This is a genomic window from Bradyrhizobium sp. USDA 4486, assembly GCF_054057995.1.
On the sequence record NZ_JBSRZV010000001.1, the window covers coordinates 3763522 to 3779257 of the forward strand.

General features: G+C 65.5%; 11 protein-coding genes and 1 pseudogene. 1 reads left to right on the top strand and 11 read right to left on the bottom strand.

The annotated features are described in order from the left end of the window. Positions 1 to 172 precede the first annotated feature (172 nt). The 7 genes and pseudogenes from ACVWY3_RS18425 to ltnD form a co-directional block, all read right to left on the bottom strand. Positions 173 to 1375, bottom strand: coding sequence for an efflux RND transporter periplasmic adaptor subunit (locus tag ACVWY3_RS18425; protein ID WP_456839735.1), 1203 nt, complete (start codon positions 1373 to 1375; stop codon positions 173 to 175). Beyond that, entirely contained in the window at positions 1362 to 4541 is a 3180-nt protein-coding gene (locus ACVWY3_RS18430; protein WP_456839736.1) for an efflux RND transporter permease subunit, read from the bottom strand. The genes ACVWY3_RS18425 and ACVWY3_RS18430 overlap by 14 nt, the downstream gene beginning before the upstream one ends. A gap of 168 nt (positions 4542 to 4709) precedes the next feature. After that, positions 4710 to 6404, bottom strand: a complete 1695-nt coding sequence (locus ACVWY3_RS18435) for a methyl-accepting chemotaxis protein (protein WP_456839737.1) — start codon at positions 6402 to 6404, stop codon at positions 4710 to 4712. A gap of 236 nt (positions 6405 to 6640) precedes the next feature. Next, positions 6641 to 8332, bottom strand: coding sequence for a methyl-accepting chemotaxis protein (locus ACVWY3_RS18440; protein ID WP_456839738.1), 1692 nt, complete (start codon positions 8330 to 8332; stop codon positions 6641 to 6643). Positions 8333 to 8496: 164 nt separating this feature from the next. After that, positions 8497 to 9784, bottom strand: a pseudogene (gene otnK, locus ACVWY3_RS18445) (3-oxo-tetronate kinase). Then, a complete protein-coding gene (otnI, locus tag ACVWY3_RS18450) occupies positions 9781 to 10563 on the bottom strand; it encodes a 2-oxo-tetronate isomerase (protein ID WP_456839739.1) in 783 nt (260 codons plus the stop codon). Before otnI ends, otnK begins: the two are co-directional and overlap by 4 nt. 11 nt (positions 10564 to 10574) lie before the next feature. After that, positions 10575 to 11492, bottom strand: coding sequence for an L-threonate dehydrogenase (gene ltnD / locus ACVWY3_RS18455; protein WP_456839740.1), 918 nt, complete (start codon positions 11490 to 11492; stop codon positions 10575 to 10577). A 104-nt stretch (positions 11493 to 11596) separates the two neighbouring features. Here ltnD and otnC point away from each other — a divergent pair, with 104 nt between their 5' ends. After that, complete coding sequence (gene otnC / locus ACVWY3_RS18460; RefSeq protein ID WP_456839741.1) at positions 11597 to 12283, top strand: 3-oxo-tetronate 4-phosphate decarboxylase; 687 nt, start codon at positions 11597 to 11599, stop codon at positions 12281 to 12283. A gap of 122 nt (positions 12284 to 12405) precedes the next feature. On the opposite strand, the gene ACVWY3_RS18465 is transcribed toward otnC, so the two are convergent. Genes ACVWY3_RS18465 through ACVWY3_RS18480 form a run of 4 tightly spaced genes read right to left on the bottom strand, consistent with a single transcriptional unit; the run spans position 12406 to position 15683 of the window. Beyond that, a complete protein-coding gene (locus tag ACVWY3_RS18465) occupies positions 12406 to 13110 on the bottom strand; it encodes an ABC transporter ATP-binding protein (protein ID WP_456839742.1) in 705 nt (234 codons plus the stop codon). Further along, positions 13094 to 13825: an ABC transporter ATP-binding protein gene (locus ACVWY3_RS18470; RefSeq protein WP_456839743.1), complete on the bottom strand. Its 732-nt coding sequence runs from the start codon at positions 13823 to 13825 to the stop codon at positions 13094 to 13096. The genes ACVWY3_RS18465 and ACVWY3_RS18470 overlap by 17 nt, the downstream gene beginning before the upstream one ends. Further along, on the bottom strand, positions 13822 to 14805 hold the full coding sequence (locus tag ACVWY3_RS18475) for a branched-chain amino acid ABC transporter permease (protein ID WP_456839744.1): 984 nt from the start codon (positions 14803 to 14805) through the stop codon (positions 13822 to 13824). Before ACVWY3_RS18475 ends, ACVWY3_RS18470 begins: the two co-directional genes overlap by 4 nt. Beyond that, positions 14805 to 15683, bottom strand: coding sequence for a branched-chain amino acid ABC transporter permease (locus tag ACVWY3_RS18480; RefSeq protein WP_027558616.1), 879 nt, complete (start codon positions 15681 to 15683; stop codon positions 14805 to 14807). Before ACVWY3_RS18480 ends, ACVWY3_RS18475 begins: the two co-directional genes overlap by 1 nt. Positions 15684 to 15736 lie beyond the last annotated feature (53 nt).

Here is a 15736-nt window from a genome sequence, read left to right on the forward strand (position 1 = left end):
TGTCCCGGACGCGGCGCGGCATGCAATGCCGCTCCGCAGAGCCGGGACCAGAAAGCTACACAAGACAGCGAGGAGAGATGGGCCCCGGCTCAGCAGCGCACCACCATAGCGCATCAAAGACGCGCGTAAACGCGCTTGTGGTGCTGCGCCGCGTCCGGGCACGAGACAGTCTTCAGCTCTTCGGCGCCTGCTTCTCGGATGCCGTCGCCGGCTTGCCCTTGGCGCCGGCGCCAACCACGCGGACCTGGTCGCCATCGGAGAGGCCGTCCGGCGGGGCGGTGATGACGCGGTCGTCCGCGGCGATGCCCGAGGCGAGCTCGATCTCGCGGCCGAGATCGCGGGCGACGGTCACGGTCTTGAACAGCACCTTGTCGTCGGCGCCGACAGTTGCGACGCGCAGGCCGCTGCCGTTGAAGATCAGGGCGCTGGCCGGGATGCTGAGCGGCGCAGAGTCGCGCTGGAGGTTCAGCTTCACGCTGGCATAGCCGCCGGGCATCAGCTCGCCGGAGGAGTTGTCGAGGCCGAGCTGCATGCGCGTGGTGCCGGAGGCGACGTCGACTGCCTGCGAGGAGGCTTCCACCGTCGCCTGGAAGGTCCGGTTCGGATACTCAGGCAGCGTGATGGTGGCCTTGGCGCCGATCTTGATCGCCGGCACGTAGTTCTGGGGCACGTTGACGTAGACGCGCAGCTTGGTGATGTCGGAGACCACGAACATCGCCGGGCCCGAGCCGCCGCCGGCGTTGATCAGCGCGCCGACGTCGGTGTCGCGCGAGGTCACCACACCGTCGAACGGCACCGTGATCTTCTTATAGCCGGCCAGCGCTTCAAGCCGCTCGACATTGGCCTGGCCGGACTTCACCGCCGCGTTCTTGTTGGAGAGATCGGCGGTGCGCTCGTCGATCTCCTGCGCGGAGACGAAGTTGGAGGCGACCAGCGTCTTGCGGCGGTTGAGGGTGGCTTCCGACAGCCTGGCGCTGGCCTGCTGGCTGGCGAGGTCGGCGCGGGCCTGAAGCAATTGCTGGTCGAGATCGGGCGCCTCGATCTCGGCAATCACCTGCCCGGCCTTGACCCGCGCGCCGATATCGGCGCTCCAGCTCTTCAGATAGCCCGAGACACGCGCGAAAATCGGCGCGCGGTAATAGGCCTCCAGCCGGCCCGGCAGGTCGATGGTGGCATTGAGGGACTTGGCGTTGGGCAGGGTCACCGCAACGCTGGGGACGGCCTGGTCCTCGGTCCACTCCTTCAGCTTGGAGCCCTGGTCTTCGCGGGCCCGGATGCCGGTGCCGACGACGAGGCCTGCCGCGATCAGCGCCACCACGCCGAAGATGCCCAGTTTCCGGTGCGAGACCGGGGAGCGTGGTTCAGTGGGCGACATGCGGTGTCTCCGATGAGGCGGCGGCTTTGGCGCCTTGTTTCTTGTGTACCATGCTGAACACCACGGGAACAAACATCAGCGTGGCGAAAGTTGCAAAGATCAGGCCGCCGATCACGGCGCGGCCAAGTGGCGCATTCTGCTCGCCGCCCTCGCCCAGGCCCAATGCCATCGGCGCCATGCCGATGATCATGGCGAGCGCGGTCATCAGCACCGGACGAAACCGGACGAAGCCGGCTTCGAGCGCAGCCGCGACGGGATCGCCGAGCTCCTCGTAGCGTTCGCGCGCGAAGGAGATCACCAGCACGCTGTTGGCGGTGGCAACGCCCATGCACATGATCGCGCCTGTCAGCGCGGGCACCGACAGCGTCGTCTCCGTCATGAACAGCATCCAGACGATGCCGGCGAGCGCAGCCGGCAGAGCAGTGATGATCACGAACGGATCGGACCAGGACTGGAAGTTCACGACAATCAGAAAGTAGATCAGCACGACGGCACCAAGCAGTCCGAACAGGAGGCCGGTGAAGGCGCTGTTCATGGTCTGCACCTGGCCGAGTAGCACCACGGACGAGCCCTTCGGCACGTCGTTGGCGGTGTCGGCGATGACCTTGCGGATGTCGGCGGCGACCACGCCGAGATCGCGGCCCGAGGTCGTCGCGAAGATCTGCACCATCGACTGGATGTCGTATTGCGAGACCACCGCGCTCGAGGTCGACCGCTTGATGTCGGCGATGCCGCCGAGGATCGGCGACTGCGCATTGCCTGCAGCCGTGATCGGCAGCGTCTGCAGTGCGCTGAGCGAGTCGATCTGGTATTGCGGCGTCTGCATCACGATCGAGTAGGACACGCCGTTGTCCGGGTTGAGATAGTAGGTCGGCGCGACCTGCGAGGAGCCGGCGAGATTGACCACGAGGCTGTTGGTGACGTCGCGCTCGGTCAGGCCGACATATTGCGCGCGGGTGCGGTCGACGTCGATGTTGAAGGTCGGGTTGTTCGGCGATTGCTGAATGCGCGCATCGGCAACGCCCGGGATCTTGCGGACTTTGGCCAGCAAGCTGTTGGCGTAAGCGAAGTTGGCGTTGAGATTGGCGCCGCGGATCTGCAGGTCGATCGGCGCCGGCGCGCCGAAATTCAGGATCTGGCTGACGATGTCGGCGGGCAGGAACGCGAAGCTGACGCCGGGGAACAGCCGCGGCAGCTGCTCACGCAGCACCTTCACATGCTCCTCGGTCGGCTTGTGGCCTTCCTTCAGCTTGATCTGGATGTCGCCGTCCTGCGGGCCGATCACGCCGGTGTTGTTGTAGGTCATGTTGATGCCGGAGATCGGCATGCCGATGTTGTCGGTCATGGTCTCGATCTCGCCCGGGATCAGCTTGCGTACCGCCTTCTGCACGTCGGCGAGTTGGTTGGCGGTCTCCTCGACGCGGGTGCCGACTTGCGTGCGGACATGCATCAGGATGTTGCCGGCGTCGACGGCGGGAAAGAAATTGCGGCCGAGGAACGGCACCAGCGCAAAGGATGCGCCGACCACGCAGAGGAAGCCGATCACGAACACCGCACGATGCGCCAGCGCAAGGCCGAGCAGCCCGCGATAGAAGCCGCGGATGCGCTCGAACCGCGCCTCGAAGCCGCGCTGGAACCAGACCAGGGGATTGCGTGACTTCGGCGGGGCGCCGTCGTGATGGACACGCGCCTGCAGGAGGTAGTTCGCCATAGTCGGCACCAGTGTGCGCGACAGGATGAACGACCAGATCATCGCGAACATCACGGCTTCCGCCATAGGCACGAACAGGAAGCGCGCGACGCCGCTGAGGAAGAACATCGGCACGAACACGATGCAGATGCAGAGCAGCGAGACGAAGGCCGGTGTCACGATCTGGTTGGCGCCGTCGAGAATCGACTGCTCGACCGGCTTGCCCTGCTCCAGATGGTAGTTGATGTTCTCGATGGTCACGGTGGCGTCGTCGACGAGGATGCCGACGGCGAGCGCGAGACCGCCGAGCGTCATGATGTTCAGCGTCTCGCCGATCGCCGAAAGCATGATGATGGCGCCCAGCACCGAGAGCGGGATCGACACCGCGATGATGATCGTGGAGCGCCAGCTGCCGAGGAACAACAGGATCATGACGCTGGTCAGCAGCGCTGCGATCACGCCTTCGAACGCGACACCCTCGATCGCACCACGCACGAACACCGACTGGTCGCCGATGAAGCCGATCTTCAGCGCGTCCGGCAGCTGGTCCTTGACCTCGATCACCTTCTGCTTGATGCCGGCGATGATATCGAGCGTCGAGGTCGTGCCCGCCTTCAGCACCATCATCAGCACGGAGCGGTTGCCGTCGACATGGACGATGTTGGTCTGCGGCGGATTGCCGTCGCGCACGGTCGCGACATCGCGGACATAGACCATCGCGCCGTTGACCGTGCGGATCGGCAGATTGCCGAGCTCGTCGATCTTCAGCGGCGAATTGTTGAGCTGGATGTTGTACTCGAACTGGCCGATCTTCTGGGTGCCGACCGGCGTGATCAGATTCTGGGCTGCGAGCGCATTGGCGACGTCCTGGCCCGACAGCCCGCGGGCCTGGAGCGCGGAGGGATCGAGGTCGATCTGCACCTGGCGCTGCTTGCCGCCGAACGGATAGGGGATCGCCGCGCCCGGCACGGTGACCAGCGGTGTTCGCAGCTGGTTGATGCCGATATCGGCGAGGTTCTGCTCGGTGAGGCCCTCGCCCGAGAGCGCCACCTGGATGATCGGCACGGTCGAGGCGGAATAGTTCAGGATCAGGGGCGGCGTCGCGCCCGGCGGCATCTGCTTGAGCAGCGTCTGCGAGATCGCGGTGACCTGCGCATTGGCGGTGCGGATGTCGACGTTCGGCTGGAAGAAGATCTTGATGATGCCGAAGCCGTTGTAGGAGTTGGCGGTGATGTGCTCGATGTCGTTGACCGTCGTCGTCAGTGCGCGCTGGAACGGCGTCGTGATGCGGCCGGACATCTGGTCCGGCGGCAGGCCAGTGTACTGCCAGACCACGCCGATGACGGGGATGCGGATATCAGGGAAGATGTCGGTCGGCGTCCGCAGCGCCGCCAGCGGTCCGATGATGAGGAGCAGGAGCGCGAGCACGACAAACGTATAGGGTCGGCTCAGGGCAATTCGGACCAGAGCGATCATTCGTCAGGCAATTCCAGGTCGAGCGAGGATTTACGGAATCCGCCCATGGGGATCCCTTTCCCCTTTACCCGAGCACCGCCGGAAACGCTAATCTCCGGCGGCTGTCCTGCATTCACTTCCCTGCTACCGCACTGCGAAATCTACATCGCAGCCATGCAGCCGCATGCCTCAGGCGGCGCGGACGTTGGTCAGGAACTTGCCGACCTCCATCTTAAGCCGGTTGGAATCGCGCGACAGCATTTGCGCCGCCGACAGCACCTGCGAGGACGCCGAGCCGGTCTCGGAGGCGCCGCGCTGAACATCGTTGACGTTGGAGGAGACCTGCTGGGTGCCGTGGGCCGCTTCCTGCACGTTGCGGGCGATCTCCTGAGTCGCCGCGCCCTGCTGCTCCACGGCCGCCGCGATCATCGAGGATATCTCCGACAGCCGCGCGATGGTGCCGCTGATCTCGCTGATGGCGCTGACCGATTCCTGGGTCGCCGCCTGGATGCCGCCGATCTGCTGGCCAATCTCGCCGGTGGCCTTGGCGGTCTGCTCGGCCAGCGCCTTGACCTCGGACGCAACCACCGCGAAGCCGCGGCCGGCCTCGCCGGCCCGCGCCGCCTCGATCGTGGCATTCAGTGCCAGCAGATTGGTCTGACCCGCGATGGCATTGATGAGCTCGACAACGTCGCCGATCCGCGCTGCGGCGCGCGACAATTCGCTGACCCGCTCGGTGGTGGCGTGCGCCTGGCTGACCGCCTCGCCGGCGATACGCGCCGAATCCTGCACCTGGCGGCTGATCTCGCGCACCGAGGACGACATCTGCTCGGCCGCCGAGGCCACCGAATGGACGTTGCTGGAGGCCCTGTCGGAGCCGGAGGCGACAGCCGTCGCCAGTTCCTCGGCGCGGCCCGCGGCCGAGGACAGCGTCGAGGCCGACGCCTCGAGCTCGGTCGCGGCCGAGGACACGGTCTCGACGATCTCGCCGATCGCGGCCTCGAAGCCGTCGGCCAGCTTGGTCATGTCGGTCTTGCGTTGCGCCTCGGCGCGGCGCTGCACCGCCTGCACCTCGTCGCGGCTGAAGCGGATGATGGTCTGGACGGTCTGGAGATTGCGCAGCGCCTCGCCGATCTCGTCATCGCGCTCGATGTTGATGCGGTTGTCGAGCTTGTCCTGGACGAGGTTGACCAGGGTGTCGTTGAGGTGCTGCATCGGCCCCTTGATCGCCAGCATCGTCGCAACGCCGGCGAACCCGGCGCTGGCAGCGCCGATGACGGCCAGCAGCGACAGGATCAGGCCGGTCGAACCGCCGGTGGAGAGCGCACCACCGGCGCCAAGCGCGAGCATGAACAGCGCCTGGAGCGCCATCGTCGTGACGAGGCGCGCCCTCAGGGTTCCGGTGAAGACGCTGAAGCGGTCGAGCAGCGAGCGGCGGCGAATGATGCCGGCATCGATGCGATAGCCATGCGGCTTCTTCTCGCGGATTGCGGCGTAGACCTCTTCGGCGAGCTTGCGCTGGTCGGCCGGCAGCCTCGTGCGGATCGAGGTGTAACCCTTGACCTGCCCGTTCTCACGGATCGGAGATGCCGTCGCCAGCACCCAGTAGAAGTCGCCGTTCTTGCGGCGGTTCTTCACGGCGCCGAGCCATGGCTTGCCGGCCTTCAGCGTGTCCCAGAGATTGTCGAACGCCTCCGACGGCATGTCGGGGTGGCGGACGATGTTGTGCGGCTGGCCCATCAGCTCCGCCGACCTGAAGCCGGCGGCCGCGATGAAGTCCTCGTTGAAATAGGTGAGCTTGCCCTTGAGGTCGGTGCGCGAGACGATCAGCGTCTCGTCGCTGACGGGATATTCGATATCGGTGACAGGAAAATTCTTGCGCATCGGCCCCCCAGAGCACGCTTCGGTATGGACTCATTCCAACCGGGGCTGTCGCCATATGAGGCCGCCCGCGAGCAATTCTTGTAAATCGAATTTAACCATCGATGAAACTGCGCGCCCGTACGAGTACGGGTAATCCGTCACAATGCTACCTTTAGACGATATCATGCGTCCGCCAAAAGAAAACGGGCGGCGCTCGCGGCGCCGCCCGTTCGTCGATGGATGTCCGGCGCCGCGGTTTACGCCGCGCGGACGTTCGTCAGGAACTTGCTGACCTCGGCCTTGAGCCGGTTCGAATCGTTGGACAGCATCTGCGCCGCCGACAGCACCTGCGAGGAGGCCGTGCCGGTCTCGGTCGCGCCACGCTGCACGTCGGTGATGTTCGAGGAGACCTGCTGGGTCCCCTGCGCCGCCTGCTGCACGTTGCGGGCGATCTCCTGGGTCGCTGCGCCCTGCTCTTCCACCGCAGCCGCGATCGCCGAGGAGATCTCCGAGAGGCGCTCGATGGTCGAGGAGATCTCCTTGATCGCGCCGACAGAGTCGTTGGTCGCCGCCTGGATGCCGGAGATCTGCTGGCCGATCTCGCCGGTCGCCTTCGCGGTCTGCTCGGCGAGCGCCTTCACTTCGGAAGCCACCACAGCAAAGCCGCGGCCGGCTTCACCGGCGCGCGCCGCCTCGATCGTGGCGTTCAGCGCCAGAAGGTTCGTCTGTCCGGCGATGGTGTTGATCAGCTCGACGACGTCGCCGATGCGGGATGCCGCCTTGGAGAGCTCGCTGACGCGCTCGGTGGTGGCGCGGGCCTGGCCGACAGCGTCGCCCGCCATCCGTGCCGATTCCTGCACCTGACGGCTGATCTCGCCGACGGACGAGGCCATCTCCTCGGTCGCCGAGGCCACCGACTGCACGTTGGTGGACGCTTCCTCCGATGCTCCGGCAACGGTGGTCGCGAGCCGCTGGGAGCGGTCGGCGGTCGAGGTCAGCGTCGAGGCGGAGGCCTCCAACTGGGTCGAGGCCGACGACACGGTCTGCACGATCTCGCCGATCATCGTCTCGAATTCGCGGGTAATGTTGTCGACGCGGCGGCCGCGCTCGATCTTGGCCTCGGCAGCGGCCGCGGCGGCCTCGTCGGCGGCCTTCTTGGCGATCAGCGCCTCCTTGAAGATCTGAAGCACGTCGGCCATGGCGCCGATCTCGGTCTTCTCGCCCCGGTGCGGGACTTCGGCTGAAAGGTCGCCCTTGCCCAGTGCCTGCATCGGCAGGGTGATCGAGTTGATGCCGCTGGAAACATCATGGACGAGATAGAAACCGACGCCGATGCCGACGATGACGGCGGCGCCGAGGATGATCGAGAGCAGCATGAACGCATGATAATAGCTGTCGGCCGCGTCCCGTGCGGCCTGGTCGCCGCCCCTGGTGTTGAGCTCGATGTCCTTCTGCAGCACCTCGTCGGACTTCAGGCCGATCTTGTTGACAGTCTTGGTGTTGAGCTCATGGGATCCGTGCGGCACCTTGCCCGCCTCCATGCGCGACAATTCCATGACGTCCTGGCCGCCTTTCTGGTACTCGCTCCAGAGCTTCGACCACTCGGTGTAGAGCGCCCGCTCTTCCGGCGAGGTGATCATCGCCTCGTAGTCCTTGCGAGCCCTGGCCAACATCTCGGTTACGGACGCCGCAGTCTTTTCCGCCGCCAGCTTTTCATCCAGCGTCTCGGCCAGCATGTGCTCGCGGATCACGTTGCGGTAGGTGATCACGCCGGCGCGCAGATCGCCCAGCACGCGCACGCTCGGCATCCAGCTCGTGGTGATGTCGACCGTATTGGCGTTCATCGACCGCATCTTGATGACGGCTAGCAGGCCCATACCGGCCATCGCGACGAGCAGGAACGCCACGACACTGATGATCTTGGCGCGGATGGAAATCTTAGCGAGCATAAGCGGTCTCTTTGCGTTGGCGCGGCGGCGCGTCCGGAAATGGTCATCAACAAACGATGCGGTGCCGATATCCAACAGCAAGGCGACTGAGCAGCTCTTAACTACGACTCCGCACAGGTACGGAAGCCGAAAGAAATGAATGAGGGGCTAAGAATGCCCTGCGCTCAGCGCATGAGCCTAAGCGCGTCCGCGAAAAACTCCGCGCCGCCAAAAATTTCCGGACTTCAGCGCGAGCAGCATGTCGCCGCCAGCACCGGCCGCGCGCAGCACCGGAACGCCAGCGGCGATTTCCACTCCGACGAGAAATCCGGGAATCCTCAACCGATCAACGACGGCGCCGGATGTTTCGCCACCGGCAATGACCAGGCGCCGTACACCTGATTTTACAAGGCTTTCCGCAATATCAGCCATCGTCTGCTCGATTGCATGGCCCGCCGCGTCGCGGCCGTGACGCGCCTGGAGCGCGGCGACCTGATCCGGTGTCGAACTCGATGCGATCAGCACCGGACCTTCGGCCAGTCGCGGCCTTGCCCAGTCCAGCGCACGCTGCGCTTCGCGCGCTCCCGTAAGAATACGGTCGGGATCGAGATGCAACACCGGCATGACACGTTCGGCATTCGCGATCTGCTGAAGCGTTGCCTGCGAACAGCTTCCGGCAAGGCAGGCCGCCGGTCCGCCGACCGCGGCGCCCGCCTCTCCGCTCGTCGCGGCCGATTTGACCTTACCCGTCGACACCAGCGCCCGCGCCAGACCGAGGCCGATGCCGGAGGCACCGACCGACAACCGATGTTCGGCGGCCACGAGACCGATGGTCTCGAGATCGCGGTCGAACACGGCATCGATGATCGCTGCCCCAATGCCCTTGCCCGCGAGCTCGGTGAGCCGCACGCGCACGGCATCTGCGCCGCGCGTGACGGTAGCGAGATCGACGAGGCCGATTTGCGTCCGGCTCTGGCGCGCCAGCACGCGCACCAGGTTGGAATCGTGCATCGGGTTGAGCGGATGGTCCTTCAGCGGGCTCTCGTTCAGCGGCACCGCGCCGACGAAGAGGTTGCCCTGGTAGACGGTGCGGCCGGTCTCCGGGAAGGCCGGCGTCACCAGCACGACGCCCTCGCCGCCATCGGCGCGAAGAGCATCCATCACCGGGCCGATGTTGCCGGCATCGGTGGAATCGAAGGTCGAGCAGATCTTGAACAGCACGTGGTCCGCGCCGCGGCCCCGCAGCCATGTCTCGGCCGCGCGCGAGCGCGACACGGCAAGGCCGGCCTCGATCGAGCGGCTTTTCAGCGACACCACGACAGCGTCGACCTCGGGCAGCGCCAGATCATCGGCGGGCACGCCGATAGTCTGCACGGTGCGCAGGCCCGCGCGCGTCAACGTGTTGGCGAGATCGGAAGCACCGGTATAGTCGTCCGCGATGCAGCCAAGAGAAATTTTTGCTGCGGGGGTCACGGCTTCACTCCGGCGTAAGGTTTGAACCAGGCGAGGCCATCGGTGGTCTTGCCGCGCGGATTATATTCGCAGCCGACGAAGCCGGGATAGCCGAGCCGGTCGAGCTCTTCGAACAGGAACGGATAGTTCAGCTCTTCGCCGTCGGGCTCGTTGCGCGAGGGGACGCTGGCGATCTGGATGTGGCCGATGATCGGCATCATCTCGCGCAGCCGCATGGTGACATCGCCATGGATGATCTGGCAGTGATAGATGTCGAACTGGAGCTTCAGGTTCGGCAGCCGCAACTCCTGGATCAGGTCGCGGGCGAAGCCGAAATCGTTGAGGAAGTAGCCGGGCACGTTGCGGGCGTTGATCGGCTCGAGCACGATGTCGATGCCGTGCGGGCCGAAGAACTCGGCGGCCCACGCCACCGACTTGTAGAACGCCTCAATCGCGACGCGCTCGCCGCGGTTGGCGATGCCGGCCATCAGGTGAAGGCGCTTGACGCCGGTTGCCTTGGCATAAGGCAGCGCTGTCTCGAGGCTCGCCTTGAGATCATTGAAGCGCGAAGGGAGTGCCGCAAACCCCTTCTCGCCGGCATTCCAGTCGCCCGGCGGCAGGTTGAACAGCGCCTGGGTCAGACCGTTGCGCTTGAGCCGCTCGCCGACGGCCTCGACCGGATGCTCGTAAGGAAAGAGGAACTCGACCGCGGTGAAGCCGGCTTGGGCTGCGGCATCGAAGCGGTCGAGGAAGGGCACCTCAGTGAACATCATCGAGAGGTTGGCGGCGAAACGGGGCATTGGAGATCCTCTTACTTGTCGCCCGGGAGCTTCACGCCAGTGACCTGCGCGTACATCCGCGCCACCGAGGCATCGTCGTCGCGGCCCATGCCGGCGGCAGCCGTCATCAGGAACATCTGCAGCGCGGCGGCGGAGACCGGCACCGGGAACCGGGCGCTGCGCGCCATGTCCTGGATGATGCCGAGGTCCTTCACGAAAATCTCGACCGCGCTCCGCGGCGTGTAGTCGCCGTCGAGCACGTGCGGCATGCGATTCTCGAACATCCAGGAATTGCCGGCGGAGGCCGTGATCACCTCATAGACCTTGCGGATGTCGAGGCCCTGCTTGGCGGCGAACGCGATGGCTTCGCTGGCAGCGGCAATGTGCACGCCGGCGAGCAGCTGGTTGATCATCTTGAAGGCGGCGCCCTGCCCTGCGGCATCGCCAAGCTCGTAGAGCTTTGCGGCCATCGCGTCGAGTGCCGGCCGCGCCTTTGTAAAGGCGGCAGGGCTGCCGGAGGCGAGGATCGTCAGCTCGCCTTGCGCGGCACGCTGCGCGCCGCCGGAGATCGGCGCATCGAGATAATGCCGGCCGGTCGCCTCGAGCTGTTTTGCAAGGCGCCGCGCCACGTCGGGATCCATGGTGGCCGAGGAGATGAAGACGCCGTCCTTCGGCAGGGTCTCGGCGACGCCGTCCTTGCCGAACAGGATCGCTTCGGTCTGGGCGGCATTGACGACGACGCTGACGACGATGTCGGTGTCCTTGGCGGCCTCGGCCGGCGTTTTGGCGCCGCTGCCGCCGTCCTTCACGAACCGCGCCACAGCGTCCGCCGATACGTCGCAGCCGGTCACGGCATGGCCGGCGCGCTTCAGCGAGGTCGCCATGCCATACCCCATCGAGCCGAGCCCGATGACGGCGATGCGCTGATTTTGTGATGTGGTGGCGGACATGCAACTGACCCTTGCGAACGTTTCCTGGACGGCCGCCCTTTGCGGCGGCTTCGCAACCGAATAACACGGCTTGGCCGCGCTGCCAAAGCGTGAGACAAGCGGGCATGACGGCCATGAGCACTGAAACGAGCAACGAGACAAGGCTGCGTGAGGATATCTGCCGGTTCGGACGGTCCCTGTTCGAGCGCGGGCTAACGCCGGGCTCCTCCGGCAATATCAGCGTCAGGCTGGACGGCGGTGGCTGGCTGGTGACCCCCACCAATGCCTCGCTCGGCTTCCTCGATCCCGCAAAATTGTCCCGGCTGGATGATCAGGGCCGGCTGGTATCAGGCGATGCGCCGACCAAGGAAGTTCCGCTGCACACGGCGCTCTATGACACGCGCGGCAGCGCACGCGCGATCGTGCATCTGCATTCGACTCATTCGGTGGCGCTCTCGATGCTGCCCGAGATCGACCCGCGCGCCGCACTGCCGCCGATGACCGCCTATTACCTGATGAAATGCGGCGCCACCGCGCTCGTGCCCTATTACCGCCCCGGCGATCCCGCGGTGGCCGACGCGATCAAGGGACTAGCGGGAAAGTACTCATCCGTGCTGCTCGCCAACCACGGCCCCGTCGTCGCTGGCGACACGCTCGAAGCAGCCGTGTTCGCGACGGAGGAGCTTGAGGAGACCGCGAAGCTGTATCTGCTGCTGCGCGGGCTAAACCCGCGGTATCTCTCGCCCGAGCAGGTGACGGATCTGGTGAAGGTGTTCGGGGTGACGTTGCCGGAGCGTGGGCACGAGCACTAGAGCCCGGCTCTCACCCCTCGTCATTGCGAGCGCAGCGAAGCAATCCAGAATCTTTCCGCGGAGGCAGTCTGAATTGCTTCGCTTCGCTCGCAATGACGGCGGAGATTGCGACGGCAGTCTAGCTACAGCCCCAGATACGCCTTGCGCACGTCGGGATTGCCCTTGATCTCCGCGGACGGGCCCTGCATCAGCACGCGGCCGGTTTGCAGGATGTAGGCACGGTCGGCGATCTCGAGGCACTCGGCCATGCGCTGCTCGACGATCAGGACGGTCATGCCGGCGTCGCGGATCCGTTTCACGGCCTGAAAGATCTCATCGACCAGTTTTGGCATGATGCCCTGCGAGGGCTCGTCCAGCATCAACAGCCGCGGGCGCGTCATCAGGGCGCGGCCGATCGCGAGCATTTGCTGCTCGCCGCCGGAGAGCGTCTCAGCGCGCTGCTCGAGGCGCTCGGACAGGCGCGGAAACAGGTTGAAGACCAGGTCGAGCGGTCCCTCGCGATCCGCATCGCCGCGATAGAGGTAGCTGCCGAGGCGGAGATTGTCGCGCACCGACAGGCGCGGAAACAAGCGGCGGTTCTCCGGCACGTAGGCAATGCCGGTGGCGGTGACGTGATGCTGCGCCATGCCGTCGAGGCGCCTGCCATCGAACGTCACCGTGCCCGAGCGCGGGCGCTCGGCGCCGGCGATGGATTTCAGCAGCGTCGACTTGCCCGCACCGTTGGCGCCGGCGACGCAGACGATCTCGCCCTTCTGGACCTCGATCGAAACCGCGGAGATCGCGACCAGGCCCTGATAGGCGGTCGTGACTTCATGCACGCTGAGCATGACGATCTCCCAGATATGCGCTGATCACCTTGGGATCGCGGACGACGTCGGCGGGCTTGCCCTCGACCAGCACCTTGCCGAGGTCGAGCACGATGGCGCGGTCGACCAGCGGCATCACGATCTCCATGACATGCTCGACCATCAAGACGGTGATACCGGCATCGCGCACCTTGCGCACCAGCGCCACGCCGGTCTGCGCCTCAGTCGGCGTAAGGCCAGTGAGGACCTCGTCGAGCAGCAGTAGCTTCGGTTCGGTTGCGAGCGCACGCGCAACTTCCAGGCGGCGCTTCTCGGCCGGGACGAGATCGCTCGCGAGCACGTCGGCGCGCGCGGCAAGGCCGGTGAATTCCAGCACCTCGCGCGCCTTGCGGCGCGCCTCGCGCATCACGGTGTTGCGCACGAGCGCACCGACGATGACGTTGTCGACGACGGTCATGGTTTCAAAGCTCTTGACCACCTGGAAGGTGCGCCCGACGCCGCGTTGGCAGCGCGCGGCCGCCGGCATGTGGGTGACGTCCTCGCCGTCGAACCAGATCGAGCCTTGCGTCGGCGGCAAGACGCCGGCGATCAGATTGAACAGGGTCGACTTGCCGGCGCCGTTGGGGCCGATCAGGCCGACGATCTCGCCGCGGCGGACCGAGATCGAGACGTCGCTGTTGGCGACGAGGCCGCCGAACCGCTGCCAGACGCCGCGGGTTTCAAGGAGCGCGGTCATCGCGTGGCTCCTTTCGACTTTGAACGGGAGAACAGGCTCACTAGGCCCTGAGGAAGGGCCAGCGAGATCGCCACGATCAGCGTACCGTAGACGATGAGGTCGACGCCGCGGCCGGAGCCGCCGATATAAGACCGCGTCAGCTCGGTCATCGGGATCAGGATGGCGGCGCCAAGCACGGGGCCCCAGAGGGTGCCGATGCCGCCGAGCACGGCCGGTAGCGCCATCAGCAGCGAGAACTGGAAGCCCATGACGCTCTCAGGATCGATATAGGCGAGGAACTGCGCATAGAAGGCGCCGCCGATGGCGACGAGGAAGGCCGAGAGGGCAGCCGCGCCCATCTTGGAGTTGAACACGACGACGCCGAGGCTTTCGGCCGCTTCCGGATTGTCCTTCACCGCGCGCCACCAGAAACCCCATTTGGAGTCTTCCAGCCACCAGGTGACGAACCAGGCGAGGCTGCACAGCGCCAGCGCGAAATAGAAGTACGGCAGCTTGCTGCGCAGGAACTGGAATTTCAGCCAGCTGTCGCCGCGCACCGGAATGGTGATGCCCATCGCAGCCCCCGCCCACTCCCAGTTCTGGAACAGCAGCAGGCCGATCTCGGCTATGACGATGGTCGCGATCACGAAGTAATGGCCGCGCAGGCGGAAGAAGGGATAGCCGAGCCCCATCGCGATCACCGCCGCGATCACGCCGCCGGCGAGCATGCCGAACCAGGGCAGCACGCCGAACTTGGTGAACAAGAGCTCGGTGGTGTAGGCGCCGATGCCGAAATAGAGCGCGTGGCCGAGCGAGATCTGTCCGCAATAGCCGGACAGGATGTTCCAGCTCTGCGACAGCGCCGCATACATCAGGGTCAGGATCAGGATGTTCTGGACGTAGACGTCCTTGATGAACAGCGGCGCGAGTGCGGCGAGGGCTGCCAGCACCGCGGCGATGATGAGGTCGCGGCGGCGCCGCGCGGCAAAATTCTTGTCCATCACATCGACCCGAACAGGCCGCGCGGCCGGATGAAGACGACGAGCAGGTAGACCGCATAGATGCCGACCGATTTCAGCGAGGGCGGCAGCACCAGGGCGGTCGTGGCCTCGACGAGACCGACGATGATGCCGCCGGCGAAGGCGCCGAACACGCTGCCGAAGCCGCCGAGCGCCACGGTCACATAGGCAATCAGCGCGAAGGACGCACCGACGTCGGGATAGATGTAGAAGAACACCGCCATGATCGCGCCGGCGAGACCGACCAACGCGGCGCCGAGGCCCCAGCCGAGCGCGAACACGCGGTTCTTGTCGATGCCGACCAGCGCGACCGCGCCGGGATCTTCACGCGTGGCTTCCAGCGCGCGGCCGAAATCGGTCCGGTGGATGAAGAAGTAGAGGCCGGCGAAGGCTGCGATCGAGACCAGCGCGCCGATCAGCTGCGGCTCCGGCAGAAAGATGCCGGCGATCGATACCGTCTTGCCGCCGAGCCAGGACTGCGGAATGCTGCGGTAGTCCGGCGTGAAGAAGAACTGCGCGAGGCCGCGCATGACGATGGCAAGGCCGAAGGTCGAGAAGATCTGCACCATGCCGGCATTGGCCTTGGCCCGCATGGCGAAGCGTACAATCAAGAGGTAGACGACCGCTCCGAACACGAACAGTGCGGCGGCGACCAAGGGCGCCGACAGCAAGGGATCGATGGCGAAGAACGCGAACAGGAAGAAGCTCGCATACATCGCGATCATCAGGAACTCGCCATGAGCGAAGTTCACGACGTCCATCAGGCCGAAGATCAGCGCGAGGCCGACGGCGATCAATCCATAGAGCAGGCCCATGAGAAGGCCGCTCGCGAGACTCTGGATTATGGCTTGGGCTGTCAACTCTGGTCCCCCGTCCGAAACGTGATCGTTTGCTCCGTCATTGCGAGCGAAGA